Source organism: Nocardioides humilatus (genome assembly GCF_008373755.1).
Taxonomy (GTDB): Bacteria; Actinomycetota; Actinomycetes; order Propionibacteriales; family Nocardioidaceae; genus Nocardioides; species Nocardioides humilatus.
This window is the reverse complement of the sequence record NZ_VUJV01000001.1, coordinates 1,345,085-1,369,846: the sequence shown is the minus strand read 5'-3', so window position 1 is coordinate 1,369,846 and position 24,762 is coordinate 1,345,085. Positions and strand designations below refer to the sequence as shown.

24 protein-coding genes are annotated in these 24,762 nt (G+C 68.7%); 17 read left to right on the top strand and 7 right to left on the bottom strand.

What is annotated here, in order from left to right; genetic code table 11:
- Nucleotide 1: 1 nt before the first annotated feature.
- The 5 genes from F0U44_RS06360 (at nt 2) to F0U44_RS06340 (ending at nt 4,823) form a co-directional block, all read left to right on the top strand.
- Complete coding sequence (locus F0U44_RS06360; RefSeq protein ID WP_149727347.1) at nt 2-409, top strand: SCP2 sterol-binding domain-containing protein; 408 nt, start codon at nt 2-4, stop codon at nt 407-409.
- A gap of 103 nt (nt 410-512) precedes the next feature.
- Entirely contained in the window at nt 513-1,763 is a 1,251-nt protein-coding gene (locus tag F0U44_RS06355) for a cytochrome P450 (RefSeq protein ID WP_149727346.1), read from the top strand.
- 38 nt (nt 1,764-1,801) lie between these two features.
- Entirely contained in the window at nt 1,802-1,996 is a 195-nt protein-coding gene (locus tag F0U44_RS06350; protein ID WP_149727345.1) for a ferredoxin, read from the top strand.
- A gap of 5 nt (nt 1,997-2,001) precedes the next feature.
- A complete protein-coding gene (locus F0U44_RS06345; protein ID WP_149727344.1) occupies nt 2,002-3,183 on the top strand; it encodes an NAD(P)/FAD-dependent oxidoreductase in 1,182 nt (393 codons plus the stop codon).
- Nucleotides 3,184-3,185: 2 nt separating this feature from the next.
- Complete coding sequence (locus tag F0U44_RS06340; RefSeq protein WP_149727343.1) at nt 3,186-4,823, top strand: GMC family oxidoreductase; 1,638 nt, start codon at nt 3,186-3,188, stop codon at nt 4,821-4,823.
- A gap of 147 nt (nt 4,824-4,970) precedes the next feature.
- Here F0U44_RS06340 and F0U44_RS06335 read toward each other — a convergent pair whose 3' ends face one another.
- Nucleotides 4,971-5,633: a TetR/AcrR family transcriptional regulator gene (locus F0U44_RS06335; protein WP_149727342.1), complete on the bottom strand. Its 663-nt coding sequence runs from the start codon at nt 5,631-5,633 to the stop codon at nt 4,971-4,973.
- Between the two features lie 124 nt (nt 5,634-5,757).
- Here F0U44_RS06335 and F0U44_RS06330 point away from each other — a divergent pair, with 124 nt between their 5' ends.
- From F0U44_RS06330 to F0U44_RS06320, 3 genes are read left to right on the top strand one after another with little or no spacing between them, the layout of a single operon-like run.
- Nucleotides 5,758-7,287 carry an aldehyde dehydrogenase family protein gene (locus tag F0U44_RS06330; protein ID WP_149727341.1) on the top strand — a complete coding sequence of 510 codons (1,530 nt, stop codon included), beginning with the start codon at nt 5,758-5,760 and terminating at the stop codon, nt 7,285-7,287.
- A 20-nt stretch (nt 7,288-7,307) separates the two neighbouring features.
- Nucleotides 7,308-9,104: an AMP-dependent synthetase/ligase gene (locus F0U44_RS06325; protein WP_149727340.1), complete on the top strand. Its 1,797-nt coding sequence runs from the start codon at nt 7,308-7,310 to the stop codon at nt 9,102-9,104.
- Nucleotides 9,101-10,258, top strand: a complete 1,158-nt coding sequence (locus tag F0U44_RS06320) for a CaiB/BaiF CoA transferase family protein (protein ID WP_188113342.1) — start codon at nt 9,101-9,103, stop codon at nt 10,256-10,258. Before F0U44_RS06325 ends, F0U44_RS06320 begins: the two co-directional genes overlap by 4 nt.
- A 10-nt stretch (nt 10,259-10,268) precedes the next feature.
- Here F0U44_RS06320 and F0U44_RS06315 read toward each other — a convergent pair whose 3' ends face one another.
- Nucleotides 10,269-11,036: an enoyl-CoA hydratase/isomerase family protein gene (locus F0U44_RS06315; protein ID WP_149727339.1), complete on the bottom strand. Its 768-nt coding sequence runs from the start codon at nt 11,034-11,036 to the stop codon at nt 10,269-10,271.
- 102 nt (nt 11,037-11,138) lie between these two features.
- Between F0U44_RS06315 and F0U44_RS06310 the strand changes: the two genes are divergently transcribed.
- The 6 genes from F0U44_RS06310 to F0U44_RS06285 are packed head-to-tail and all read left to right on the top strand — an operon-like array spanning nt 11,139 to nt 16,905.
- Nucleotides 11,139-11,906: an SDR family NAD(P)-dependent oxidoreductase gene (locus F0U44_RS06310; RefSeq protein WP_149727338.1), complete on the top strand. Its 768-nt coding sequence runs from the start codon at nt 11,139-11,141 to the stop codon at nt 11,904-11,906.
- Nucleotides 11,903-12,670 carry a crotonase/enoyl-CoA hydratase family protein gene (locus tag F0U44_RS06305; RefSeq protein WP_149727337.1) on the top strand — a complete coding sequence of 256 codons (768 nt, stop codon included), beginning with the start codon at nt 11,903-11,905 and terminating at the stop codon, nt 12,668-12,670. The genes F0U44_RS06310 and F0U44_RS06305 overlap by 4 nt, the downstream gene beginning before the upstream one ends.
- 40 nt (nt 12,671-12,710) lie before the next feature.
- Nucleotides 12,711-14,633 (top strand): flavin-containing monooxygenase, encoded by a 1,923-nt coding sequence (locus F0U44_RS06300; RefSeq protein WP_149727336.1) that lies wholly within the window; start codon nt 12,711-12,713, stop codon nt 14,631-14,633.
- Nucleotides 14,630-15,076, top strand: a complete 447-nt coding sequence (locus tag F0U44_RS06295; protein WP_149727335.1) for a hypothetical protein — start codon at nt 14,630-14,632, stop codon at nt 15,074-15,076. The genes F0U44_RS06300 and F0U44_RS06295 overlap by 4 nt, the downstream gene beginning before the upstream one ends.
- 47 nt (nt 15,077-15,123) lie before the next feature.
- Nucleotides 15,124-16,296, top strand: a complete 1,173-nt coding sequence (locus F0U44_RS06290; protein ID WP_149727334.1) for a phosphotransferase — start codon at nt 15,124-15,126, stop codon at nt 16,294-16,296.
- Entirely contained in the window at nt 16,297-16,905 is a 609-nt protein-coding gene (locus F0U44_RS06285; RefSeq protein ID WP_149727333.1) for a TetR/AcrR family transcriptional regulator, read from the top strand. It begins immediately after the preceding gene.
- Here the strand turns inward: F0U44_RS06285 and F0U44_RS06280 are convergent, their stop codons facing one another.
- Nucleotides 16,906-17,145: a hypothetical protein gene (locus F0U44_RS06280; RefSeq protein WP_149727332.1), complete on the bottom strand. Its 240-nt coding sequence runs from the start codon at nt 17,143-17,145 to the stop codon at nt 16,906-16,908.
- A 190-nt stretch (nt 17,146-17,335) separates the two neighbouring features.
- Here F0U44_RS06280 and F0U44_RS06275 point away from each other — a divergent pair, with 190 nt between their 5' ends.
- On the top strand, nt 17,336-18,901 hold the full coding sequence (locus F0U44_RS06275; protein ID WP_149727331.1) for a peptide chain release factor 3: 1,566 nt from the start codon (nt 17,336-17,338) through the stop codon (nt 18,899-18,901).
- A gap of 10 nt (nt 18,902-18,911) precedes the next feature.
- Here the strand turns inward: F0U44_RS06275 and F0U44_RS06270 are convergent, their stop codons facing one another.
- From F0U44_RS06270 to F0U44_RS06255, 4 genes are read right to left on the bottom strand one after another with little or no spacing between them, the layout of a single operon-like run.
- Nucleotides 18,912-20,489, bottom strand: coding sequence for a phytoene desaturase family protein (locus tag F0U44_RS06270; RefSeq protein ID WP_149727330.1), 1,578 nt, complete (start codon nt 20,487-20,489; stop codon nt 18,912-18,914).
- Entirely contained in the window at nt 20,486-21,187 is a 702-nt protein-coding gene (locus tag F0U44_RS06265) for a hypothetical protein (protein ID WP_149727329.1), read from the bottom strand. Before F0U44_RS06265 ends, F0U44_RS06270 begins: the two co-directional genes overlap by 4 nt.
- Nucleotides 21,180-21,917, bottom strand: a complete 738-nt coding sequence (locus F0U44_RS06260; protein WP_149727328.1) for a hypothetical protein — start codon at nt 21,915-21,917, stop codon at nt 21,180-21,182. Before F0U44_RS06260 ends, F0U44_RS06265 begins: the two co-directional genes overlap by 8 nt.
- Before the next feature lies 1 nt (nt 21,918).
- Nucleotides 21,919-22,875, bottom strand: coding sequence for an ABC transporter ATP-binding protein (locus F0U44_RS06255; protein ID WP_149727327.1), 957 nt, complete (start codon nt 22,873-22,875; stop codon nt 21,919-21,921).
- 176 nt (nt 22,876-23,051) lie between these two features.
- Here F0U44_RS06255 and F0U44_RS06250 point away from each other — a divergent pair, with 176 nt between their 5' ends.
- Complete coding sequence (locus F0U44_RS06250; protein WP_149727574.1) at nt 23,052-23,198, top strand: DUF1059 domain-containing protein; 147 nt, start codon at nt 23,052-23,054, stop codon at nt 23,196-23,198.
- A 23-nt stretch (nt 23,199-23,221) separates the two neighbouring features.
- Nucleotides 23,222-24,715: a carotenoid oxygenase family protein gene (locus F0U44_RS06245; protein WP_188113341.1), complete on the top strand. Its 1,494-nt coding sequence runs from the start codon at nt 23,222-23,224 to the stop codon at nt 24,713-24,715.
- Nucleotides 24,716-24,762 lie beyond the last annotated feature (47 nt).

Sequence of the window (24,762 nt, the reverse complement as noted above, 5' to 3'; positions counted from 1 at the left end):
GATGACCGCCTTCACCTCATCTGACGACATGTATGCCGTCTTCACCCCGTTCATGCAGTCCCTCACCACCGACCCCGTGGTCGGGCGGAAGTTCGTCTCCGCCAACACCTCCTTCCGCGTGAACCACGAGGACCCCGACGGTGTCTTCCTCCTGGACGCGACGGTCGACCCCCCGATGCTCTACGTCGGTGCCGACGCCGAGGGACGGCCGGCGGAGGTCGACCTGACGATGTCGGCCGAGGACGGCCACAAGTTCTGGATGGGGCAGCTCAACCTGCCGGTCGCGCTGGCGCGCCGCAAGGTGAAGGTAAGCGGAGGCGTGGCGCGGCTCATGGGCCTGGTGCCGGCTCTGCAGCCGGCGTACGAGCTCTACCGCAGCCACCTGGTCTCGATCGGCCGCGACGCCTGATCCGCTCCGGGTCGAAGGTGTCAGCAACCGTTGACATCTTTTTGAGACAGCCAGTATCTTTGTGAGACACACGGGCCAAGAAATACTGTAGAGGTAGCAGCTGATGACGACAACCACAGCTCCGGAGCTCCGGATCTTCGACTACGACACCTATGCCGAAGGTGACCCGGCGACGTTCGGTCTCCCGCTGGAGCAGTACCGCTACCTCCGGGACGAGGAGCCCTGCTTCCAGCAGGAGTTCGACGACCCGATGCTCATCGACAAGGCATGGGTCGTCAGCCGCAACGAGGACATCTGGGAGGTCGACCGCAACACCGAGCTGTATGCGGCCGACCGTGGCTACGTCAACATCTGGCAGGTCGTCCCGATCGACCCGAAGAACGGCGGCATGCCGGCCATGCTGACCACCGACGGCGAGCGGCACCGCGCGCAGCGCCAGGTCCTCGCGAAGGGCTTCACGCCGGGCTTCGTGCGCAAGCTGGAGGGCAAGTTCCGCCAGTACGCGAAGGACGTCGTCGACGACGCCCTCGACAAGGGCACGTTCAACTTCGTGCACACCATCGCGCACAACATGCCGATGGAGGCGCTGGGCGACGTCCTGGGCGTGCCGCCGGAGGACCGGGTCAAGTTCTTCGGTTGGGTCGACAAGTTCGCCGCGCCGTTCGACACCCGCATCACCGCGTCGTTCGACGAGGTCATGGAGGCCATCGGCAACCTGATGGTCTACTCCGAGGAGCTGGCCGAGCTCAAGCGCCGCGAGCCCGGCGACGACGTGATGACGCGCCTGGTCGCCTCGGGCGAGGGTGGCGAACCGCTGATGTCCCCCGAGGAGATCATGGGCAACGTCGCGCTGCTCGCCAGCGGCGCCGCCGAAAGCACGCGCACCGCGATGTCGCACGGCATGCACGAGCTGATGCGCAACGAGAAGGCGATGGCCTGGATGCGCGAGCACCAGGACAACCTGCCGCCGACCGTCATCCAGGAGATGGTGCGGATCGCCTCGCCGTTCACGCACCTGGTGCGTACGGCGACCCGCGACCATGAGCTCCACGGCAAGCAGATCAAGGAAGGCGACATCGTCGCCATGCTGTTCGCCGCCGGCAACTTCGACGAGCGTGCCTTCGACCGGCCCGAGGAGTTCCAGCCGGACCGGATCGAGAACCCGCACGTCAGCTTCGGCCGCGGCCCGCACAAGTGCCTCGGCCAGCACGTCGCCGCGCTGGAGATGAAGATCCTCTTCGAGGAGCTCTTCCAGCGCACGTCCAGCATCGAGCCCGCCGGCCCGATCAGCTACGTCCGGGATGCCTACTCCCGCGGCGTCTACGAGCTGCCCGTCACCGTCACCCCTCGGTGACCGGGCACCCAACGCAAGCACAACGAGGGAGCACCACCATGAAGATCACCGTCGACACCGACCTCTGCGAGGTCCACGGCGACTGCGTCGTCGCAGCGCCCGACATCTTCGACATCGGGGAGGACGACGACGTCGTCCAGATCCTCAACGCGGAGCCGGGTGAGGAGTACCGCGCCGCGATCGTCCAGGCGACCAAGATGTGCCCGGTCGCAGCGATCAAGATCGAGGGCTGACGTTCATGCAGAACGTGGTGGTGGTCGGCGGGGGACTCGCCGGCTTCCGCTTCGTCCAGTCGCTCCGCGATGCCGGCTACGACGGTGCGGTCACGGTGGTCTCCGAGGAGGAGCACCTGCCCTACGACCGTCCGCCGCTGTCGAAGCAGCTGCTCGCCGGCACCTTCACCGAGGAGCAGTGCGCTCTGCCCGGTGAGGCCGCCGAGGTCGAGTGGAAGCTCGGCCGGCGCGCAGAACGGTTGGACCGCGACCTGCGGGTCGTCGTACTCGACGACGGCAGTGAGGTGGCGTACGACGGCCTGCTCATCGCTACCGGCCGTCGCGCCCGGCGCTGGGACGGTGCGCTGCCCTCGGTCGGCGTCCACACCCTGCGGGACCTCGCCGACACGGCTGCGTTCCGGGCCGACATCGGAGCGGATGCACGGGTGGTGATCATCGGAGCCGGCTTCATCGGCTGCGAGGTCGCCGCCACCCTGCGCAAGGAAGGCGTGGACGTGACGATCGTCGACGTCGCAGCGCACCCGATGCCGGTGATGGGTCCGGAGATCGGCGCCCGCGCCGCGCGGATCCACGAGGCCGAGGGTGTGCGCTTCCGCCTGGGCAAGGGCGTCGCTGCGATCGAGGGCGACGACCGAGTGACCGGCGTCCGCCTCGAGGACGGGGAGCTGCTCGAGGCGAGCGTCGTACTCGTCGCTGTGGGATCCCTGCCCAACTCCGAGTGGTTCACCGACGCGGGCCTCGCGATGGATCGTGGGGTCGTCATCTGCGACGAGACCTGCGCCGTCCTGGACGCGAACGGAGCCGTGGTCCCGGAGGTCTTCGCCGCGGGGGACATCGCGGCGTGGCCGCACCGGCACGCCGAGGGCGCCGCCTGCATCGAGCACTGGTCGAACGCCCGTGACATGGCTGACCTCGCCGCACGCAACCTGTTGCTCGCGGTGGAAGAGCGCACTGCGCTCGCATCTGTCCCGACCTTCTGGTCGGACCAGTACAACGTGAAGATCAAGTCCGCAGGGTTCCTGCGGGCGGTCGACACCTGGACGATCGTGGAGGAGGACGCCGACAAGCCGTCCCTCCTGGCTGAGGGTCACCGCAACGGTGAGCTCGTCGGCGCGGTCGCCTTCAACATGAACCGCAGCATCATCGGCTACCAGCGCTCGCTGGCGAACGTGAAAGTTGGAACCTGACCATGGCCAAGCGCCCCTACAGCAACGAAGCCGACTACGTGGTGGTGGGTTCCGGCAGCTCCGGTGCGGCCGTGGCCGCACGCCTCGCTGAGGCCGGCGCGACGGTGATCATGCTGGAGGCCGGCAAGTCCGACGCCAAGGGCATGCACGGCTACATGACCAAGAAGCCGGGCATGTGCGCGCCGATGCACTTCGACGAGCGCCTCGAGAAGGGCTTCGACTGGGGTTACAAGTCGACGCCGCAGCAGTCCGCCGGCGGCCGCGAGATGCTCGTGACCCGCGGCAAGGTCATGGGCGGCTCGAGTTCGGTCAATGGGATGGTCTACGTGCGAGGCAACCGCGCGAACTTCGACTCCTGGGCCGCCGAGGGCAACACCGGCTGGTCGGCCGACGAGGTCAACGCCGCCTACAAGCGGTCCGAGGACTTCGAGGACGGCGAGAACGCCTACCGCGGCGCCGGTGGGCCGATCAAGGTCTCGCGCAGCCGGATCGTCCAGGAGGGCACCCACCAGTTCATCCAGGCGACCTCCGAGGCGCTCGGCGTCAAGATCAACGACGACTACAACGGGGCGGAGCAGGAGGGCATCTCCGTCATGCAGGAGAACGTCCGCGACGGCGTTCGCTACTCCTCCACGCGCGGCTACGTCCACGGCCTCGCGCCCCGCACGCTCGAGGTCCAGACCGAGGTCCTCGCGACGAAGATCGTGATCGAGGGCAACCGCGCCGTCGGGGTGGAGGTCATCGACGAGGGGAGGGGTGGCGGCCGCCGCACGATCCGTGCGGGCAAGGAGGTCATCGTCTCCGGTGGCTTCGTCAACAGCCCGCAGCTCCTGATGCTCTCGGGCATCGGTCCGGCCGCGCACCTCGCGAGCCTCGGGATCGACTGCGTCGCGGACCTTCCGGTTGGCGACAACCTGCACGACCACATGTTCCACCCGCTGTCGTTCCACCTCTCGACCATCACGCACAAGTCCACGCCCGGCTTCTTCCTGAAGGGCATGGCCAAGAACCTGGTCGGAGTCGACACCTTCCTCAATCACTCGATCTTCGAGTCGGTCGGCTTCGTCCGCAGCTCGCTGGCGACCGACGTGCCGGACATCCAGCTGCACGCGATCCCGTGGAGCTATCCCGACCCCGGTGCCGGTGACCACGGCAAGCAGAAGCCCGACCCGCGCCCCTCGCTGGGCGTCTTCTCGACGCTGATCTACCCCAAGAGCCGCGGCACGATCCGCCTCGCCTCTGCCGATCCGACGGTCGCGCCACTGATCGACTACGGCTACCTCAGCGAGCCCGACGACCTGAAGGTCCTGGCCGAGGGCACCGAGATGGCTCGGGCGATCATGGCGAGCTCGGCGTTCGGGTCGTCGGTGAAGGGCGAGATCTATCCGGGCAACGGCGTTCGCGCCGACAACCCGGAGGAGATCCGGCGGCGCGCCGTGTCGGTCATGCACGCCGTCGGCACCTGCCGGATGGGTGTCGACGAGCGTGCCGTGGTCGGCCCCGACCTCAAGGTCCGCGGCATCGAGGGCCTCCGGGTCGCCGACGCCTCGATCATGCCGACCATCACCGGCGGCAACACCAATGCGCCGTGCTACATGATCGGCGAGCGCGCCTCCGACTTCATCCTCGGGCGCGCCTGATCACTGCCGAAGTGTCGCTCTTGCGCTGACGAAGTGTCGGGGTTGCGCCGACGAAGTGTCGGGGTTGACGGGCCGAGGTGTGACACCTCGACCGCTCAACCTCGACACTTCGTGCGCTCAAGCCCGACACTTCGCGGGGAGTCCGGGCTACTTCCCCGGCTTGCGGGCGGCAGGCTTCTTCGTCGGAGCCGCAGCTGCGGACTGGAGCGAACGGACGAGGTTGACGGCGACCTCGGTGATCTCCTCGGTCGTGTACTTGTCCTTGGGGCGGTACCAGCGCGACACCCAGATGCAGGAACCGAGCAGCAGTCGCGCGGTGATCACGGGCTCGGCGTCGGCGATGACTCCCGCCTCCATGTTCTCCTTGACGACCGCGACCCAGATCTTCTCGTACTCGCGGCTCCACTTGTGCCAGCGCTCGAAGACATCGGGGGGCAGGTCGCCACCGCCGAAGAAGACCGGCATGTAGCGACGCATCCGGATCGCGGCGTCGACCTGGAGGCGCACCAGGTTGAGGAGCCGCTCGGCCGGGTCGTCGGTCTCCTTCATGCTGGCCTTCGCGTTGCGGGTCAGCTCGCCGGTGCTCCGCTCGAAGAGGATGCCGATCAGGTGTTCCTTGGTCGGCACGGTGCGATAGAGCGTCGCTCGGCTGACCGAGAGCTTCTCGGCTGCGTCGAGGATGGAAACGGCCTCGAGCCCGCCCTCGGCGAACAGCTCGGCGACGGCGTCGGCGACGGCGTCGGGGTCGATGTCGACGCGCGGGCGACCGCGAGGACGGGTCGTCTTCTTCGGGGCCGGTTCGACGGTCATGGTCGGAAGTTTACCGACGTCTTCTCTCAGAATGGCACTAGATGGCACGCAGGAGTGTCTCTATTATTGGTCAGGCGGTCTCAGAAGTCTTGTATTGAGACACTTATTCTCATAACCTAGGGACATGAGCTCGACGGTGGCGGCGCAGGTCGCAGTGGAGAACCCGGCGAACGGGTCTGTGGTCGGTGTGGTTCCCGACATGACGCCCGAAGAGGTGGCTGCGCTCGCGGCCCGTCTTCGCGCGGCGCAGCCGGCGTGGGAGGCGCTGGGTCCCCGGGGGCGGAAGAAGCACCTGCTCGCCTGGCTCAACTGGATCACCGACAACCGCGACCGGCTCCTCGGGCTCGTGCACCAGGAGGCGGGAAAGAGTTGGGGCGACGCACAGATCGAGCTGCTGGTCGCCGTCGAGGTGATCAACTACGTCACCAAGCACGGGGAGAAGTTCCTGGCTGAAGAGACGCCGTCGCCGCACAACGTCTCCGCGATCTCCAAGCGGCTGCGGCTGATCCGCCGCCCGCACCAGCTGGTCGGCATCATCACGCCGTGGAACTACCCGCTCGCGATGCCCATGATGGACGTCCCGGGTGCGCTGATGGCGGGGGCCGCGGTGCTCACCAAGCCGTCCGAGGTGACCCCGCTGGCGTGGGCCGAGGCGGTCCGTGGCTGGAACGAGGAGATCGGAGCGCCGCCCGTCCTCGGTGTCGCCACCGGCCTCGGCGCGACCGGTGCCGCGGTCGTCGAGCAGGTCGACATGGTGCAGTTCACCGGTTCCACCGAGACCGGCCGCCGGATCGGCATCCGGGCGGCTGAGCGCCTGATACCGGCGAGCCTCGAGCTCGGCGGCAAGGACGCGATGATCGTCCTCGACGACGCCGACCTCGACCGTGCGGTGCACGGTGCCCTCTGGGGCGGACTCTTCAACGCCGGCCAGTCCTGCGTGGCGGTCGAGCGCATCTACGTGGAAGCGCCGGCGTACGACGAGTTCGTCGGCCGGCTCGTCAAGGCCGCCGAGGAGCTTCGCGTCGGTCACGACGAGCAGGGCAGCTTCGCGACGGACTACGGCGCGATGGCCAACGAGAAGCAGATGGAGATCGTAGAGCGGCAGGTCGCCGACGCGGTGGCCAAGGGCGCGACCGTCCTGACCGGCGGCCAGCGGCGGACCGACGGTCTCTTCTACCCGCCCACCGTGCTCACCGGGGTCGACCACTCGATGCTCGTGATGACCGAGGAGACCTTCGGGCCGCTTCTGCCGGTGATGAAGGTCGCCAACGAGGCCGAGGCGGTCCGCCTGGCGAACGACTCGCCGTACGGCCTCGCCGGCAGTGTCTGGACGTCGACCCCCGCTCGGGGGGTGCGGGTCGGGACCCAGGTCGAGACGGGCGGCATGAACATCAACAACGCCATGACCAACGTCTTCCAGTTCCCGCTGCCGATGGGCGGCTGGAAGTCCTCGGGCCTCGGCCACCGCTTCGGTGGCGCGAACGGCATCCGCAAGTACTGCCGCCAGCAGGCCTTCGTGAGCGAGCGCGTGAACGTCAAGCGCGAGCTGCACTGGTACCCCTACACGCACCGGAAGGCGGCCATCACGGACGCCGCGCTCCGGATGCTCGGCATGCACGACTGGCGTCGGCGGCTCGGCCGTCCCGCGAAGTGATTTCGGATCAGGAGAAACAGATGAACGGCAACGACGCCCGCCCGCTCGCGGCAGCCACGGTCCCCGAAGCGTTCCAACGCACCGTCGCGCAGTATGGCGACAAGGTCGCCCTACGCACCATCGACGGCTCCGTGAAGCTCACCTGGGTCGAGCTCGCCGAGCGGGTCGAAAGCATCGCTGCCGGCCTGGCCGGCGTCGGCCTCGGCCGCGGCGACACGATCGCGATCATGCTGCCCAACACACCCGAGTGCCACCTGGTGGACTTCGGTGCGGTGCACCTCGGTGCGGTGCCGTTCGCGATCTTCAACAGCTCGCCGGCCGAGCAGATCGCCCACCAGCTGGCGAATGCCGACGCGCGGTTCGTCGTCACCGAGCAGACCTTCCTGCCCAAGGTGCTCGATGCCATCGCGACCCTCGACGGCCAGGTCGAGACGGTGATCCTGGTCGATGGAGAAGCCGAGGGCACGGTGAGCCTTGCCGCGCTCCAGGGCGCACCCGCCGCAGGCTTCGACTTCGAGGCTGCCTGGCGTGCGGTCGAGGCCGAGGACCTGGTCACGCTGATCTACACCTCGGGGACGACCGGCCCGCCGAAGGGCGCGCAGTGGACGCATCGCACGGTGATGGCCGAGCAGCGCGCGCTCGACGCCGCCCTGCCGATGCCGACCGACGGGATCATCTCCTTCCTGCCGATGGCCCACGCCGGCGGCCGGATCACCGCGCACTACATGGCGCTCGGCTACGGCGCGACCATCACGGCCTGCCCGAACATGCAGGAGGTGCCGATTGCGCTGGGGTCGACGCACCCGGACGCCTTCTTCTCGGTGCCGCGCCTGTGGGAGAAGCTGCAGGTCGCGATCGAGGGCATGATCGCCGCTCAGCCGGATGAGGAGCGCGCTGCGCTCACCGAGGTGCTCGAGGTCGGGCTCGAGCGCGTGCGCGCCGTCGAGTCGGGCAGCGGTGTGCCCGCCGAGGAGGCGGCCGCGCTCGTCGAGCGCCACGAGGCGATCCTGCCGCGTCTGGCGCCCCTGCTGGGCCGGCTCGGCCTGGACAACCTCAAGGCCGCGTTCGTCGGCGGCGCCCCGTCGGCGCCGGCGCTCTCACAGTTCTTCCGTGCGGTCGGCGTTCCGATGCTCGAGGCCTACGGCCTCACCGAGGGCTCGCTCAACGTCTTCAACCGGGTCGACGACTACAAGACCGGCACGGCAGGCAAGCCGCTCCCCGGGGTGGAGGTCCGCCTGGCCGAGGACGGCGAGTTGCTGTGCCGCGGCGACCTCAACTTCGCCGGCTACCGCAAGCAGCCCGAGGCCACGGCCGATGCGCTCGACGCCGACGGCTGGCTGCACACCGGCGACATCGCCACGATCGACGAGGAAGGCTTCATCGCCATCGTCGACCGCAAGAAGGAGATCATCATCAACTCGGCGGGCAAGAACATGTCGCCCGCCAACATCGAGTCCGCCGTGCGCGGTGAGAGCTCGCTGGTCGGCCAGGTCGTCGCGATCGGTGACGCTCGCAAGTACGTCACCGCACTGATCACCCTCGATCCCGAGGCGGCTCCGGTGCACGCGAAGAAGCTCGGCCTCGAGGGGCTCGCGCTGGAGGAGCTCGTGGCCTCGCCCGAGCTGCTCGCTGAGATCGGCGCGGTCGTTGACCGGGCCAACACCCGCCTGCACGGCAACGAGCAGATCAAGAAGTTCCACGTGCTCGGCTCGGCCTGGCTGCCCGACTCCGACGAGCTCACGCCGACCGCGAAGCTCAAGCGCCGGGTCATCCACGTGAAGTACGCCGACCAGATCGAGGGGCTGTACGCCGAGTGACGAATGAAGCATCGCCGGCGCAGGGGCCCCTCGCGGGGCTGAAGGTCGTCGAGCTCGCCGGGATCGGCCCAGGGCCGTATGCCGCCATGTTGCTCGCCGACATGGGCGCCGAGGTCATCCGCATCGAGCGTCCCGGACGTCAGGGCAGCTCGGTCCCTCCCGAGGTGGACGTCTTGCGCCGCAACCGGCGCTCGGTCGTCCTGGACCTGCGGGAACCCCGCGGCGTGGAGGCTGTGCTGAGCCTGGTCGCCCAGGCCGACGTACTCCTCGAGGGCTTCCGGCCAGGCGTGACCGAACGCCTCGGCCTGGGGCCCGAGGCGTGCTGGGCCGTCAACCCGCGCCTGGTCTACGGCCGGATGACCGGGTGGGGGCAGGAGGGTCCGCTGTCCTCGGCCGCCGGCCACGACATCGGCTACATCGCGATCACGGGCGCACTGCACGCCATCGGGCGCGCGGGCGAGGCGCCGGTCCCGCCGGTCAACCTGGTCGGTGACTTCGGTGGTGGATCGACCTTCCTCGTCATGGGCGTCCTGGCTGCGTGCTGGGAGGCCGCTCGGTCGGGTCGCGGTCAGGTCGTCGACGCAGCGATCGTCGACGGTGCTGCCTCCCTCACCGGCCTGCTGCACGGGATGATGGCTGGCGGGCTGTGGCGCGACCGGCCCGGGGCCAACATGCTCGACGGCGGCGTGCCTTGGTACGACACCTACGCCACTGCGGACGGCCGCTTCATGGCGGTCGGCGCCCTGGAACCGCAGTTCTACGACGAGCTGGTCCGCCTGCTCGAGCTCGACCCGGCCCAGATGGACCGGTCGGACCGGAGCCACTGGCCAGAGATCCGACGCGCGCTCACCGACGCCTTCGGCGCCCGGACCCAGGCCGAGCTCTCCGAGCTCTTCGAGGGCACGGACGCGTGCGTCGCACCGGTGTTGCCGCTGCTCGAGGCGGCCGACCATCCGCACCTGGCGAAGCGCGAGACGTTCGTCGAGGTCGGCGGTGTCCGCCAGCCGGCGCCCGCTCCGCGGTTCAGTCGTACGGCGTCCGGACTCCCCGATGCGCCCCCGGCCATCGGCCGCGACACCCGTGAGGTGCTCGACCGGTGGGGAGTCGAGGACGTCGAGGGCCTGATCGCCGATGGGATCGCGATCCAGGCCTGAGCCTCGGGGTCTACCAGAACCGGGGCTCCCGCTTCTCGACGAAGGACTGCTTGGCCTCGGCGAAGTGGGGGTGCTGCTGCGCCCGGCCCTGCTCGATGGCCTCGGCGTCGAGCTGCTCGGCCAAGGTCGCGGAACCGCTCGTGTGGAGGAGGGCGCGCACCTGCCCGACGGACGCGGGGAGCGCGGCCAGCTCGGCGGCGATCGCCGAGGCCCGCCAGTGCAGGTCGGCCTGGGGGACCACGTCGTTGACGAGGTTCCAGGTCAGCGCCTGCTCGGCGGTCACCTTGCGCCCGAGGAGGGCGATCTCGGCCGCGCGCGAGGCGCCGACGATGCGCGGCAGCAACCAGGTCGCTCCGGCGTCGGGGACGAGGCCCACCTTGACGAACGACATGCTGAACGAGGCGTTCGTGGACGCCAGCCTGAGGTCGGCGTTGAGCGCGAGCGAGAATCCCGCTCCTGCGGCTGCGCCGTTGACCGCCGCGATGATCGGCGTGCGCATCTCCTCGATCTGCTCGACGAGGGGGATGTAGAGCCGTCGGATGACGTCCTCCACGTCGCTGGGTCCTGCCTTCAGGTCGGCGCCGGCGCAGAACGCCCGGCCAGCCCCGGTCAGCACGATCGCGCGGACGTCGTCCTCGGCCTCGAGCTTGGCGAGCAGCTCGCGCAGGTCGGCGACGAGCGCGTGGTTGAGGGCGTTGAAGCGCTCGGGCCGGTTCAGCGTCACGACCGCGTAGCCGGCGTCGTGCCGCTCGCAGAGCAGGTGGTTGTCCGCGTCCATCTGAGGACTCCTCGTCTTGCAGGGGCGTCTTTCGATTGACCCTTGCGGGCCTCACCTCCTAATATAGAGACAACAAGCCTCAAAAAACGAAAGGTGGTCCAGATGGACCTCTCAGGATCTTCTGCAGTTGTCACCGGCGGTGCCTCCGGACTCGGCCTGGCGACGGTGAAGCGACTGCTCGAGACCGGGGTCGTCGGCGTCGTCATCGCCGACCTCGAGTCCTCCGACGGCAAGGCCGTCGCCGAGGCCCTGGGGGATCGGGTCACCTTCGTGCCGGCCGACGTGCGTGACGTCGAGGCGATGGAAGCCGCCTACGACGCCGCCGAGGCCGTGGCCCCGCTCCGCGCACTGGTGCACTGCGCCGGCCGCGGTGGCGCCGTACGCCTCGTCAACCGCGACGGATCGCCCGGCGACCTCGAGCTCTACTCCGAGGTTGTCGGCATCAACCTGATCGGCACCTTCAACGTGCTGCGCCTGGCCGCCACGCGGATGGCGCGCAACGAGCCGGTCGACGGCGATCGCGGCGTCTGCATCCTGACCGCGTCGGTCGCTGCCTTCGAGGGACAGATCGGCCAGATCCCCTACGCCTCGGCCAAGGCCGGCATCGTGGGCATGACGATCGTCGCCGCGCGCGACCTTGCCGGGAAGCAGATCCGCGTGTGCACGATCGCTCCCGGCACCTTCGACACCCCGCTCCTCAACCGGCTCAGCGACGAGGTCCGCGGCTCGCTGGCCAGCATCGTGCCGCACCCGAGCCGGCTCGGTGAGCCCGACGAGTACGGCAAGCTCGCGCTCAGCATCATCGACAACGGCATGCTCAACGGCGAGACCATCCGTCTCGACGGCGCGATCCGGATGTCGCCGCGATGAGCGACGCCGTGCTCCTCGAGGTGGCGGACGGGATCGCGACGATCACGCTCAACCGCCCCGAGGTGCGCAACGCCATCGACCTGCCGACGGCCCTGGCGCTCGCCGAGGCCCTCGATGAGGTCGACGAGCGAGCCGACGTCGCGGCGGTCATCCTGACCGGCACCGGCAGCACCTTCTGTGCAGGCATGGACCTCAAGGCGTTCGCCGCTACCAAGGAGCGCCCGATCCACGACCGACGCGGTGCGTTCGGCATCGCTCGCCAGCCCTGCGAGAAGCCGCTGATCGCGGCGATCGAGGGCAACGCGCTCGGCGGTGGTCTGGAGATCGCGCTTGCCTGCGACCTGGTCGTCGCTGCCGCGAGCTCGCGTCTCGGGCTCCCCGAGGTCAAGCGCGGCCTGGTGGCCGCGGCCGGGGGCGTACTCCGCCTGCCGCGCCGGATCCCCCAGGCCGTGGCGATGGAGCTGATCCTGACCGGCGAGCCGCTGTCGGCCGACGAGGCGCGCAGCTGGGGTCTGGTCAACCGGGTTGCGGCCGACGGCGAGTCGCTCGCCGTCGCGCGCGAGCTGGCGACCGCGATCGCCGCCAACGCCCCGCTCGCCCTGAGCGCAGCCAAGCGCATCGTCATCGAGTCAGCCGACTGGTCCGGCGACGAGGGCTTCGACCGCCAGGCCGCCTACACCGACCCGGTCCGCGCGTCGGCCGACGCGGCTGAGGGCGCTCGCGCGTTCGTGGAGAAGCGCGCGCCCCAGTGGACCGGCTCCTGAGCCACCCCGACGAGTAGACGAGTACGAGAGAAGGAATCCCGTGAGCCAGACGATCAACCGTGCGGTCGACGCCGACATCAGGGAGCGTGGCCGGCTTGCCGCTGCGCTCGAGGAGGCGAACATCCCGACCCTGCTCCTCGTACTCGCGCACCTGACCGGCGACGACAAGTGGCTCGCCGAGCCCTACCGCCCGCAGCGCGGACCAGTCCTCGACGACAACGACAGCGGGTCGCTCCCGATCGAGATCCAGGAGGAGATCCGCGCCGCGGCCCTCCGGGTGATCCTCGACCAGGAGGAGGGGCTCCTCTCGGAGCGTCCTCTGTCGCCCGACCAGGTCACCCGCATGCTCGGGATCGCTCTGGTCGAGGACATCGACGAGGCGTACGGCGAGCTGCTGGCCGAGGAGCTCGGCGTGGTGTCGCGCGACGTCGAGGTGCCGCAGCAGCGCGTGCCGGGCTTCGGCGTGCTCATCATCGGCGCTGGTCTGTCCGGCATCGCGCTCGCCATCAAGCTCAAGCGGACGGGCGTCCCGTTCACGATCCTGGAGAAGAACCACGAGATCGGCGGGACGTGGTGGGAGAACGTCTACCCCGGCTGCGGCGTCGACACCCCGAGCCACCTCTACTCGTTCTCCTTCGAGCCCAACGGTGAGTGGAGCCGGTTCTTCGCGAAGCGGCCGGAGGTCCACCGCTACCTGGCGCGCCTGGTCGACAAGTACGGGATCCGTGACTCGATCCGCTTCGGGCATGAGGTGCTCAGCGCCGAGTTCGACGACGCGTCGTCGACCTGGAGTGTCGAGGTGGCCGATGAGGAGGGTCGTCGTACGACCTTGACCACCCCGGTGCTCGCCACCGGGGTCGGCATGGTGAACCGTCCGTCGATCCCGACGGTCACGGGCGCCGAGACGTTCGCCGGACCGATCATGCACACCGCGGAGTGGGACACCGACGTCGACTACGAGGGCAAGACCGTGGCCGTGATCGGCACCGGAGCCAGCGCGATGCAGCTGGTCCCGTCGATCGCCGGCGTCGCGGCGAAGGTCGTCGTCTTCCAGCGGTCGAAGCAGTGGGCCGTGCCGCACCCCAACTACCACCGCGACGTGCCGGCGGGCGTCCTCTACCTGATGAAGCGGCTCCCGCTGTACACCCGGTGGTACCGGCTGCGCGCCTTCTGGAACTTCAGCGACCGGCTCCACTCGTCGCTGCGGATCGACCCGGAGTGGACCAACCCCGAGCAGTCGATCAACGAGCAGAACGAGCGGCACCGCGTCTTCCTCACCAAGTACATCAAGGACGAGCTGGGGGACCGGGAGGATCTCTACGAGGCCTGCATCCCGGAGTATCCGCCCTACGGCAAGCGGCCGCTGCTGGACAACGGCTGGTTCCGCACCGTGCAGCGCGACGACGTGGAGCTTGTGACCGACGGCGTCCGTGAGATCACCCCGACCGGGGTCGTGACCGACGACGGCACCGTGCACGAGGCCGACATCGTCGTGTGGGCCACCGGTTTCAAGGCGCTGCAGTTCCTGTGGCCGATGGAGATCCGCGGTCGCTCAGGCGCCAGCCTCGCCGAGCAGTGGGGCCACCACGACGCTCGCGCCCACCTGGGCGTGACGGTGCCGGACTTCCCGAACCTGTTCATCCTCAACGGGCCCAACACCAACGCCGGCCACGGCGGTAGCGCGATCTTGGCGTGCGAGTTCCAGGTGCGCTACATCATGCAGGGCATCGCCCTGCTGGCCGGTGGCGAGGTGGATCAGCTCGAGGTCACCGAGCAGGCGTTCTGGGACTACAACCACGAGCTCGACGAGGAGCTCGACAAGTGCATCTGGTCGCACCCGGGCATGACCACCTGGTACCGCAACGAGGCCGGTCGGATCGTCGTCAGCAGCCCGTGGACCTACCTGGACTCCTGGAACCGGATGCGGGTCCTGGATCCCGCCGACTACGGGTTGGGCGAATGAGGATCCTTCGTGCCGTCGCCCGGGTCCTGGTCGTCGTCCTGCTGGCCGTCGGGGTCGTCTCTGTCGCCACCGTCCCGCCGGCGTCTGCCGGCGGGGTGCGGGACGCGAAGGTGGCGATCGCGGCGGGGCACGGGGCGCAGGCCGCCCGGGTCATCGAGCGCAACGGCTACAACACCCAGCCCCGGGTGCTCGCGGAGATCATCTACGGCGCCGGCGTGATCGCGGTCAGGAACGACACGGCCGACGTCTTCCCGCAGGCCGTCGCCCGCGCCTTCGTGCGCGGCGGGGTGAGCTTCGCGACCGCCCAGCAGGCGTTCTTCCACGGGGCTGCGCTGGTCGCACGCAACGCGCCGTACGACGACCAGCTGCTCGCGGAGCTAGGCCCCGGTGGGATGGCGATCGTCCAGACCGAGCTCGCCTACCTCCGCGGTATATCTTTTTGAGATAACGCACTTCACAAAGATAGTTGTGAGTGTCTAAACTTTCTCCCATGAGCAAGAAGCTGTGGTTGGCGGGACGCGCCGCGACCGTCGGGGTGCACGTCGCCGCCGAGAAGATCTGGACCAAAGCGCCCCGCACGGCGGCGGACGTGCCGCGCAACGGCGTCTCGCTCACCCCGCAGTGGCTCACGGCTGTGCTGTGCAACGACGTCCCCGGAGCCGAGGTCGTCTCCTGGCACAGCCCCGGTGGCTCGAGCGGTACGTCGGAGCGTGCCGCTCTCCGCGTCGAGTACAACGCTGCCGGCCAGGCGGCCGGACTGCCGACCGAGCTCTTCACCAAGGCGAGTGCCAGCTTCACCCAGCGCCTGTTGCTGGGAGGCGCCGACGTCCTCGGGGGCGAGACCAGCTTCTTCATGGCGTTCCGCCCCGAGGTGGAGATGGAGGCTCCGGTCGGTCACTGGGGCGCCGTGGACGATCGGTCGTGGCGCAGCATCATCGTGCTGGAGGACATCGCGGAGTCCAAGGGCGCGACCTTCGTCGAGCCCACTGCGCCGCTGAGCCGGAGCCAGGTGGAGGACGTGCTCCGCAACATGGCGGCCTATCACGGCGCCTGGTGGGACCGTCCCGAGCTCAAGGTGCTGAAGACGCCGACCGACCACTACGACAATGTCGCGCAGATGCTGGACTTCGAGGGTCGTTGCAAGGTCGGGATGGAGCGCGCCCGGTCGGTGATCCCGTCCCGTCTGATCGGGCAGGCGGATCGCATGTGGCGCGGCACGCAGGAAGGCCTGCGCGTCTGCACCGACGACATGCCGACGACCCTGCTGCACGGCGATCCGCACGCCGGTCAGACCTACCGGACGGCGTCGGGTGCGATGGGCCTCACGGACTGGCAGGCCGTCATGCGGGGCGGGTGGTCCTACGACGTCGCCTACTTCATCTCCTCGGCCTGCCGTCCGGAGGACCGCCGTGCCTGGGAGCGCGAGCTGCTTGCCCACTACCTGGAGCACCTGGCGCTCGCCGGCGGTGTCGCGCCCGACCTCGACGAGGCGATGCTCCGCTACCGCCAGAGCCTGTTCTATCCCTACTCCGCGTGGGCGTTCACGATCGGCCGGGCGTGGTATCAACCCAAGATGCAACCTGACGAGATCAGCCTCGCCATCATCGAGCGGATCGCAACGGCGATCGACGACCTCGACTCCTTCGGGGCACTGGGCATCTAGGTGGCCGGGATCCGTCGCAGCCCCTACCGTCGCGGCGAGGCCCGCGCAGCGGTGCTCGAGCACGCCCGCGTCGTGTTCGCCGAGCGGGGCTACCACGCGGCCAGCCTTGCTGAGGTCGCCGCAAGGGCTGACGTCTCGGAGACCCTCGTCTACCGCTACTTCGGGTCGAAGGCCGGGCTCTTCGAGGAGTCGATCATCGGGCCGGGGCGGGATTTCGTGGACCAGTTCCTCGCTTCCTGGGAGGAGCGGTCCGACCAGCCGGACCTGGAGGAGAAGGTCCGTGAGCTCGTTGTCGCGCTGCTCGGCTTCGTCCAGGAGAACCGCGGGATGATCGTGGCGTGGGCGCTCGCTGAGAGCCAAGGGCCGCGCGAGATCGCCACCGACGGCATCCATGGTCAGGGCGTACGACGGCTCGCTGCTGCCCTCACCGGGCATGCTGACCCCGACGCGGAGATGGCCGTCTCGTTGGGGATGGGCGTGATCCTCGCGGTCGTCACCTTCACCGATGTGCTCTTCGCAGCCGACTCCCCGAATCGGGCGCCAGGCCGATTGACCGAGGCCGTCACCCAGTTCGTCCTCGCCGGGTTCCTTGCTCGGCTTGACCCGTGATCAGGCTGCTGGGGTGCCGAGGAGATGCTGCTTGACCAGCCGCATGTCCTCCTCGAGGGGCCGCAGCCGGAGGTCGACGACCTCGGCGATGTGATCCACCTTCGACTCAAGAGGGCTGAGCTTGGCGTCGAGCTTGGCGTCGATGCGGGCGTCGAGGCTGCTGAGCAGGGCGCGCAGCATCGCCCCGACGCCGGCGAGCACGCCGAGCATGCCGAGGATCAGACCGAGCCATGAGTTCACGAGGTCCATTGTGCACCTTTCCGAGAGACGGTTCCAGGCCGAACAACCTAGTTCGCGCTCGTCGGTGTCGCCACCCGCGATCCGTCGCTTGTGGAGAAGGTCGTCAACTTGGAGCGGAACTGGGCGCGCTCAGCACGTCAGCAACGCGGCACTTCGTCGAACTTCTCAGCGCAGCAGTAGATTCTTGCCAGTGTCCGACACTCGCCCGCGCCGCACCTTCGCTGTGATCAGCCACCCCGACGCCGGCAAGTCCACGTTGACCGAGGCGTTGGCCCTGCACGCGCGGGTGATCACCGAGGCCGGAGCGGTTCACGGCAAGGGCGATCGGCGCGCGACGGTGTCCGACTGGATGGCGATGGAGAAGGCGCGCGGCATCTCGATCACCTCGGCCGCGCTGCAGTTCGTCTACCGCGACCACGTGATCAACCTGGTGGACACCCCTGGTCACAGCGACTTCTCCGAGGACACCTACCGGGTCCTGTCGGCGGTCGACTCGGCCGTGATGCTGGTCGACGCGGGCAAGGGTCTCGAACCGCAGACACTCAAGCTTTTCCAGGTGTGCGCGATGCGCGGCATCCCGGTGATCACGGTCATCAACAAGTGGGACCGTCCCGGCCTCTCTGCGCTCGAGCTGATGGACCTGATCCAGGAGAAGATCAAGCTCCGTCCTACTCCTCTGACCTGGCCGGTCGGCGAGGCCGGCGACTTCCGCGGGGTGCTGGATCGCCGTACGGGTGAGTTCATCAAGTACACCCGCACCGCCGGCGGCGCGACCCGCGCTCCCGAGCGCCGGATGGGTGCCGACGAGGTGGAAGAGAACGACGCCCTCGTCTGGTCGCACGCGGTCGAGGAGCACGAGCTGTTGTCGCTCGACGAGGCGGACCACGACCAGGAGCGGTTCCTGGCCGGCGAGACCACTCCGGTCATGTTCGCGTCGGCCCTGCAGAACTTCGGTGTCGCACAGCTGCTCGACCTGCTCCTGGACCTCGCCCCCGAACCCGGCGCGTCCACCGGTGTCGACGGCGCGGTCCGCGAGGTCGACGACGACTTCAGCGCCTTCGTGTTCAAGGTGCAGTCCGGGATGAACAACGCCCACCGCGACCGGTTGGCCTACGCGCGGATCGTGTCCGGCAAGTTCGAGCGCGGCATGATCGTCACCCATGCCGCGAGCGGCCGGCCGTTCGCCACGAAGTTCGCTCAGGCCGTGTTCGGCCGGGACACCACCTCGGTGGAGACCGCTGAGCCGGGCGACATCGTCGGGTTCGTCAACGCCCAGGCGCTTCGGGTGGGCGACACGGTCTACGTCGGCGACCCCATCGAGTTCCCCCCGGTTCCTTCCTTCGCCCCCGAGCACTTCGTCACGGCCACCGCCGGTGACATCGGCCGCTACAAGCAGTTCCGCAAGGGCATCGAACAGCTGGACCAGGAGGGCGTGGTGCAGGTGCTGCGCTCCGACCTGCGCGGGGACCAGAGCCCCGTGCTGGCAGCCGTCGGGCCGATGCAGTTCGAGGTCGTCGAGGACCGGATGGTCAACGAGTTCAACGCCCCGATCCGGCTGTCCCGACTGGACTATCAGGTCGCGCGTCGTACGGACGCACCAGGAGCGGCAGAGTTGTCCGGGGTCCGCGGGGTCGAGGTGCTGCAACGCACCGACGGCACCTACCTCGCGCTGTTCATCGACAAGTGGCGGGCGCAGACCACCGCCCGCCTCCACCCGGACGTGATGCTGGAAGAGCTGCCCGCCGGCCACATCTGACGGCCGCAGGTCAGCACTCCTGGCGGAGCGCGTGCTGGGCGGCGAGGCGGCCGGGCCAGCCGGTGACGCCGCCGCTCGGGTGTGACGCGGCGCCGGCCAGATGGAGGCCAGCGACCGGGGTGTCGTAGCCGCCGAAGCCGCGCGCGGGTCGGCCGGGGCCGAGCCGGTTGACGAGCATGTCGACGTGGAAGAAGGCACCGGCCGGGGCTGCGAACCGGCTCTCGAAGTCGGCAGGTGAGGTCACCACGCGTCCGATCTCGGTGTCGGTCCCGCCGAGGAAGCGCTGCGCGGACTTCCACACCGTGTCGGCGATCGAGGCCTTGGCGGTCTCCCAACCTCCGTCAGGACGCAGGGGGACGTTGGCGTTGAGGTAGAGCACGTCACCGCCCTCGGGAGCGATGGTCGGATCGACGGCCGACAGCACGGCCATGTAGACGGGCGGGGTGTCGATGGTGAGGCCGACGCGCATGGCGCGCATCTGGGCGATGTTGTCCTCGAGGGTGCCGGACATCAGGGTGGCCTTGCGGACGTCGGCGTCGTCGCGTCGGGCCCGGCGCAGCTCGGCCGCGGGGAAGCCGACCCGGCCACCGGCGGCGAGGTCGATCTTGAACGCGGCGACGTTGATGGAGTTGGACGGCACCATCGCGACCCGGTTGTGCTCGGTCCGGGTGAGGTGCTCGGGGGCGAGCAGCGGGCCGAAGGTGACCTGAGGCGCCAGGTTGGAGAGGACGCCCTTGCGGGCCTGCACGATGGTCCCGTCCGCCAGGCGCACGCCCACAGCCCGGCCGTCCTCCACCAGGATCTCGGCCACCGGGGCGTCGAGCCGCAGCTCGCCGCCATGCTGCTCGAGGACACCCTGCATCGCGCGGACGAGGCCGGACATCCCGCCGCGGGGCCGCAGGACGCCGGGTCCGCGGTGCACGCCGGCGAACCCGAGGACGTAGGCGCCGCTGCCGATCGCGTCGGTCGGGCCGATCATGCTCGACCAGTAGGCCCACAGGCCGCGCATCGCGTCGGACTCGAAGGTCTCGTCGATCCACTCGAACGCGTTGAGGGTGGCGAGCTGGCCGAGCAAGCGCCGGGTGGCCTTGTCGGGCCGGTGGCGCATCAGGTAGCGGGCGAAGTCGCGCTTGCCCCAGGCGGAGGGGTGCTGCACGAACAATTGGTCGACCAGGTCCATGACCCAGTTGATCGGTCCCTGGAGGTCCGCGTAGGTCCGCGCGTCGGCCCGCGAGAAGTAGCGGATCTCGTCGATCGCCTTGCGCACGTCGCGCCACAGCAGGAGGGTCTCGCCCTCCTCGTCGATCCAGCCGTAGGGGTGGTCGAGCGGGATGGTCGCGTAGCCGTGGTCGGCCAGCCGCATCTGATCGGCGAACGGGGTCTGGGCCATGAACATGTCGTCCATCGCGCCGAGGCTCAGCAGGTGGTCGGGAGCCTCGGGCAGGTAGGCGTGGCTGGCCGACAGCCCGCCGGGCAGGTCGAGCTTCTCGAGCACGCAGACCGAGCGGCCGCTCTCGGCCAGCGTCGCACCGGCGGCGAGGCCGTTGTGGCCACCGCCGATGACGACGTAGTCGAAGGTCTCGATCACGCGACGCTCGCCTCTCGCGCCCGCAGGCGCGCGATCCACACGGAGACGCCGGTCAGCGCGACGACCGCGACGGCTCCGGAGCCGAGGTACTGCCAGGTGCGGAAGGCGTCGCCGTACGCACCGGCGGTCACGCCCCACCACAGCGGGATCATCGCGGCGAAGCAGCCGTAGATGACCGGGCTCTGCGCCACGGCCGAGCGTCGCCGCAGCACCAGGGGTACGACGGCCAGCGGGATCACGTAGAGCGTCGTCGCCGCGAGCGCCTGGTAGAGCGGGTCGTCCCAGATCGTCTTCTGGTACTCCCAGGCGAGGACGAACATCGCCGCACCGCTGAGCAGGAGCGCGGCCCACTGCACCTGGGTGCCGTCGGGGAGGTACTCCTGGCGGCCCACCTTGAGCGCCTGCGCGAGGAAGACCAGCTCGAGGAGGAAGGCCGTGACGAGGCCGATCCAGAAGAGCTTGAGGAACCAGTGGTCGTAGGTGTGGAACCAGGTGTCGTAGCGGACCACGACGCCGAGGTCGTGCGCGAACCACAGGAAGGTGCAGGGGAGCGGGATCGAGATCCACCCCTCGCGCCGGGTCATCAGGACCGCGGTCACCATGGCGATGTTCTGCAGCACCATGGCGAGGGTGAAGCCGATCATGATCGGCCAGGTGTGGTCGTCGATGGCGCTCAGGATGGCGCTGGGCTCATACACCGACAGGGATCTTTCGTTCGGCGGTCCAGGAGCTCCTCGCGGCTCCCGCCGCCTTGAGCTGGACGACGACGACCACGCTCCAGATGCAGGCCGCCCCGCAGATGCCGACGTAGGGCCAGGAGTGGAAGAAGTCGTCCTCGAAGAACCCGATCGACGCGATCGAGTAGCAGAACGTCATGACGCAGTAGGCCTGCCACTCGAGCAGCGACTGGCCCACGGCCGAGCGACGCCGGGTGAGGAGGGCCATTGAGGACGGGAGTCCCCATAGCAGCGTGCCCATGAAGGACAGCAGGAACAGCGGGTCGTCGAGCGCGCCCTTGAGCAGGTTCCAGCTGATCACGCCGGCCGCCATGGCTCCGATGATCCGGAGCGTGTGCATGTTCTGCGACTGCCCGGGAGAGAGCTCGTCGCGGCCGTAACGGATCGTCTGCAGGACGTAGATGGTCTCCGACGCGGCGGTGACGATGATCGCGAACCAGAACAGCTGCATGAACCAGTGGTCGTAGGTGTCGAACCAGTCGTCGTAGCGCAGCAGGTAGTTGGTGTCGTGCGGCCACCACAGCGCCGTCATCCACAGCGCCATCGGGGCGACCTTGTCGCGCTTGCTCATCCGTGCAGCCTCGATGAAGAACACCCACATCGCGACGATCGACAGCCCGCCGATCGCGATGATCGGTACGGCGTTGTCCGTGATCGCCGCCAGAGTCGTCTGCGGGTCGTAGCTGGCCAAGTCAGACGCCGACCGCAGAGGGCGAGATCGAATCGGTGAACGAGCCGGGAGGGGGCACGATCCCATTCTGGCGGCACCACTCGCCGGGCCGGCGCTGGCTGCGGCGCGGAATCCCGTTGGAGGGCTCGAGCTGGAGCGGGATCGGGGGAAGGGGCGGAAGGTCCATGCCGACCTCGGCCGCGAGCTCGTCGGCGTCCTTCTCCTCCGACATCCCGATCGGGCCGACCCGCTGGGCGTTGAGGAACTGCCGCACGACCGGCTCCTCGGAGCTCAGCAGCATCTCGCGGGGACCGAACATCGCGAGGTGGCGGTGGTAGAGCAGGCCGATGTTGTCGGGCACCGTGCGCGCCGTGTGGATGTCGTGGGTGACGATCAGGAAGGTGGCGTCGATCTGCGCGTTGAGGTCGACGAAGAGCTGGTTGATGAACGAGGTGCGCACCGGGTCGAGGCCGGAGTCGGGCTCGTCGATCAGCAGGACCTCGGGGTCGAGCACCAGGGCGCGGGCGAGGCCGGCGCGCTTGCGCATGCCACCGGAGATCTCGCCGGGGAGCTTCGTCTCTGCGCCGAGCAGGCCGACGAGCTCCATCTTCTCCATGACGATCCCGCGGATCTCGGTCTCGCCCTTGTTGGTGTGCTCCCGCAGCGGGAAGGCGACGTTGTCGTAGAGGCTCATCGAGCCGAACATCGCGCCGTCCTGGAAGAGGACGCCGAAGAGCTGGCGGATCTCGTAGAGCTCGGCCCGGCTGCAGGCAGCGATGTCGGTGCCCTCGATCATCACCGAGCCGTGGTCGGGCTTGAGCAGACCGATCAGCGTCTTGAGCAGCACAGACTTGCCGGTGCCCGAGGGACCGAGCATGACCGAGATCTCTCCGGCGGGCAGCGTGAAGGACACGTCGCCCCAGATCGTCTGCCGACCGAAGCTCTTGGTGAGGTGCTCGATCTTGATCTCGACGCCCATGGTGGCCCCCTTGTCATTTATGAACCTAGCCGTCTTAATAAAACCCTGTGAGCCGCGTCTCGTCAACCGACTGCCCACTCCGTGGCTTGTTTCCGCTTGACCGGAGAGCGGCCTGCAACTAAATTGAGACAGACAGATTCAGAAACATGACAGGCCAGCGAAGGGTGGTGTCCGTGATGAAGACCCGACTGACGTGTCCGTGCGGTCACCGCATCGCAGCGGCGGATGAGGACGACTTGGTGAAGCAGGCCCAGAGCCACCTCGCCGAGGAGCACCCCGGTCACGAGTACGACCGCGAGCAGATCCTCTTCATCGCCAGCTGAGCTGACCGACACAAGGAGCAGCGATGAGCTACAACCTCCCGACGGAGAACTCGCTGCGTGGGCCTTTCCAGCCCATGCGGTTCGAGGCCACTGTGGACGAGTGCATCGTCACCCACGGTGAGATCCCGAAGGACCTGGCCGGTGGCTTCTACCGGGTCGGTCCGACCTGGAAGCGGCCCACCAAGCAGGGGACCAACCCGCTGCTCAGCATGGACGGCATGGTCCAGGCGATCACGTTCGAGGACGGCGTCGCCAACTTCAAGAACCGCTGGGTGCGCACCCCGAAGTACGTCCTCGAGGAGGCCCGGAAGCAGGGCATGTTCGAGTGGCAGGACGGCGGCTTCGGCGACTGGCGCGACACGGCCTACGGCGAGGTCAAGCGTGACCTCGGCAACCAGGGCATCTCCCGTGGTGTCGCCAACATCAACGTCTTCCCCTTCGCCGGCGAGATGCTCGCCGCGAGCGAGCAGGGCGGTCCGCCGATCGCCATCGACCCGATCACCCTGGAGACCCGCGGCATCGTGCCGTGGTCGCCGAAGCTGACCTCCGGGCTGCACACCCCGGCGGCGTACGGCGACGCCACCTTCTCCGCGCACCCGAAGTGGGACCCGGACACCGGCGTCCTCTACGGCTGGACCTACAGCGACGAGGCGCCGTACGTGGTCATGCACTACGTCAGCCCCGACGGCACCGTCGACACGCGTGAGCTGTGGGACGCGCCGTACAACACGGTGGCGCACGACATCTGGCTCACGCCGGAGTGGGTCGTCATGCCGTTCCAGCCCTTCCTCGCCGACAAGAAGCGTTTCGAGAAGGACCTGAACATCTGGGAGTGGAACCCCGAGCTCCCGATCATCATCGGGCTCATCCCGCGCCACGACCTGCACGGCGAGATCCGTTGGATCAAGACCGACCTGCCGGCGCAATACATCATGCACACGATGTCGGCCAACGTGGTCGGCAACGAGCTCCAGCTCGACGGCCCGATCTTCAACCGGCCGCCGTTCCCCTTCGAGCAGGACTTCGCAGCGGGCGACGACATCGCACTGTTCTTCTCGATCGCCAAGAGCAACCTCGGCCGCTGGACGATCAACCTCGAGACCGGGGCGGCCAAGTCCGAGCAGCTCTCGGACCGGCCCTCGGAGCTGCCGAAGGTCGACGAGCGGTTCTACGGCAAGGGCTACGAGTGGGGCTACCAGGTCGGCGGCGTGGTCAAGCGCTCCGGCATGAAGATGAACAACCTGACCGTCACCAACATGAAGACGCTGTCGGAGTCGACCTACCAGATCCGCGACAACGAGCCGGCTGCCGTGCTCGAGGCGACCTTCGCGCCGCGCAAGATCGACTCGCCCGAGGGCGACGGCTACATCATCGTGCCGGTCTCCTGGTGGGCCGACAAGCGCGGTGAGTACCTCATCTTCGACACCGACGACGTGAGCGACGGCCCGATCTGCCGGATCGAGCTCCCCTTCCAGATCGGCTGGACCCCGCACGGCCACTGGATGGACTTCCGCTGACCGACGGCGGCACCTGACGCCGGCGGCACCTCCTCGGAGCGGGGGAG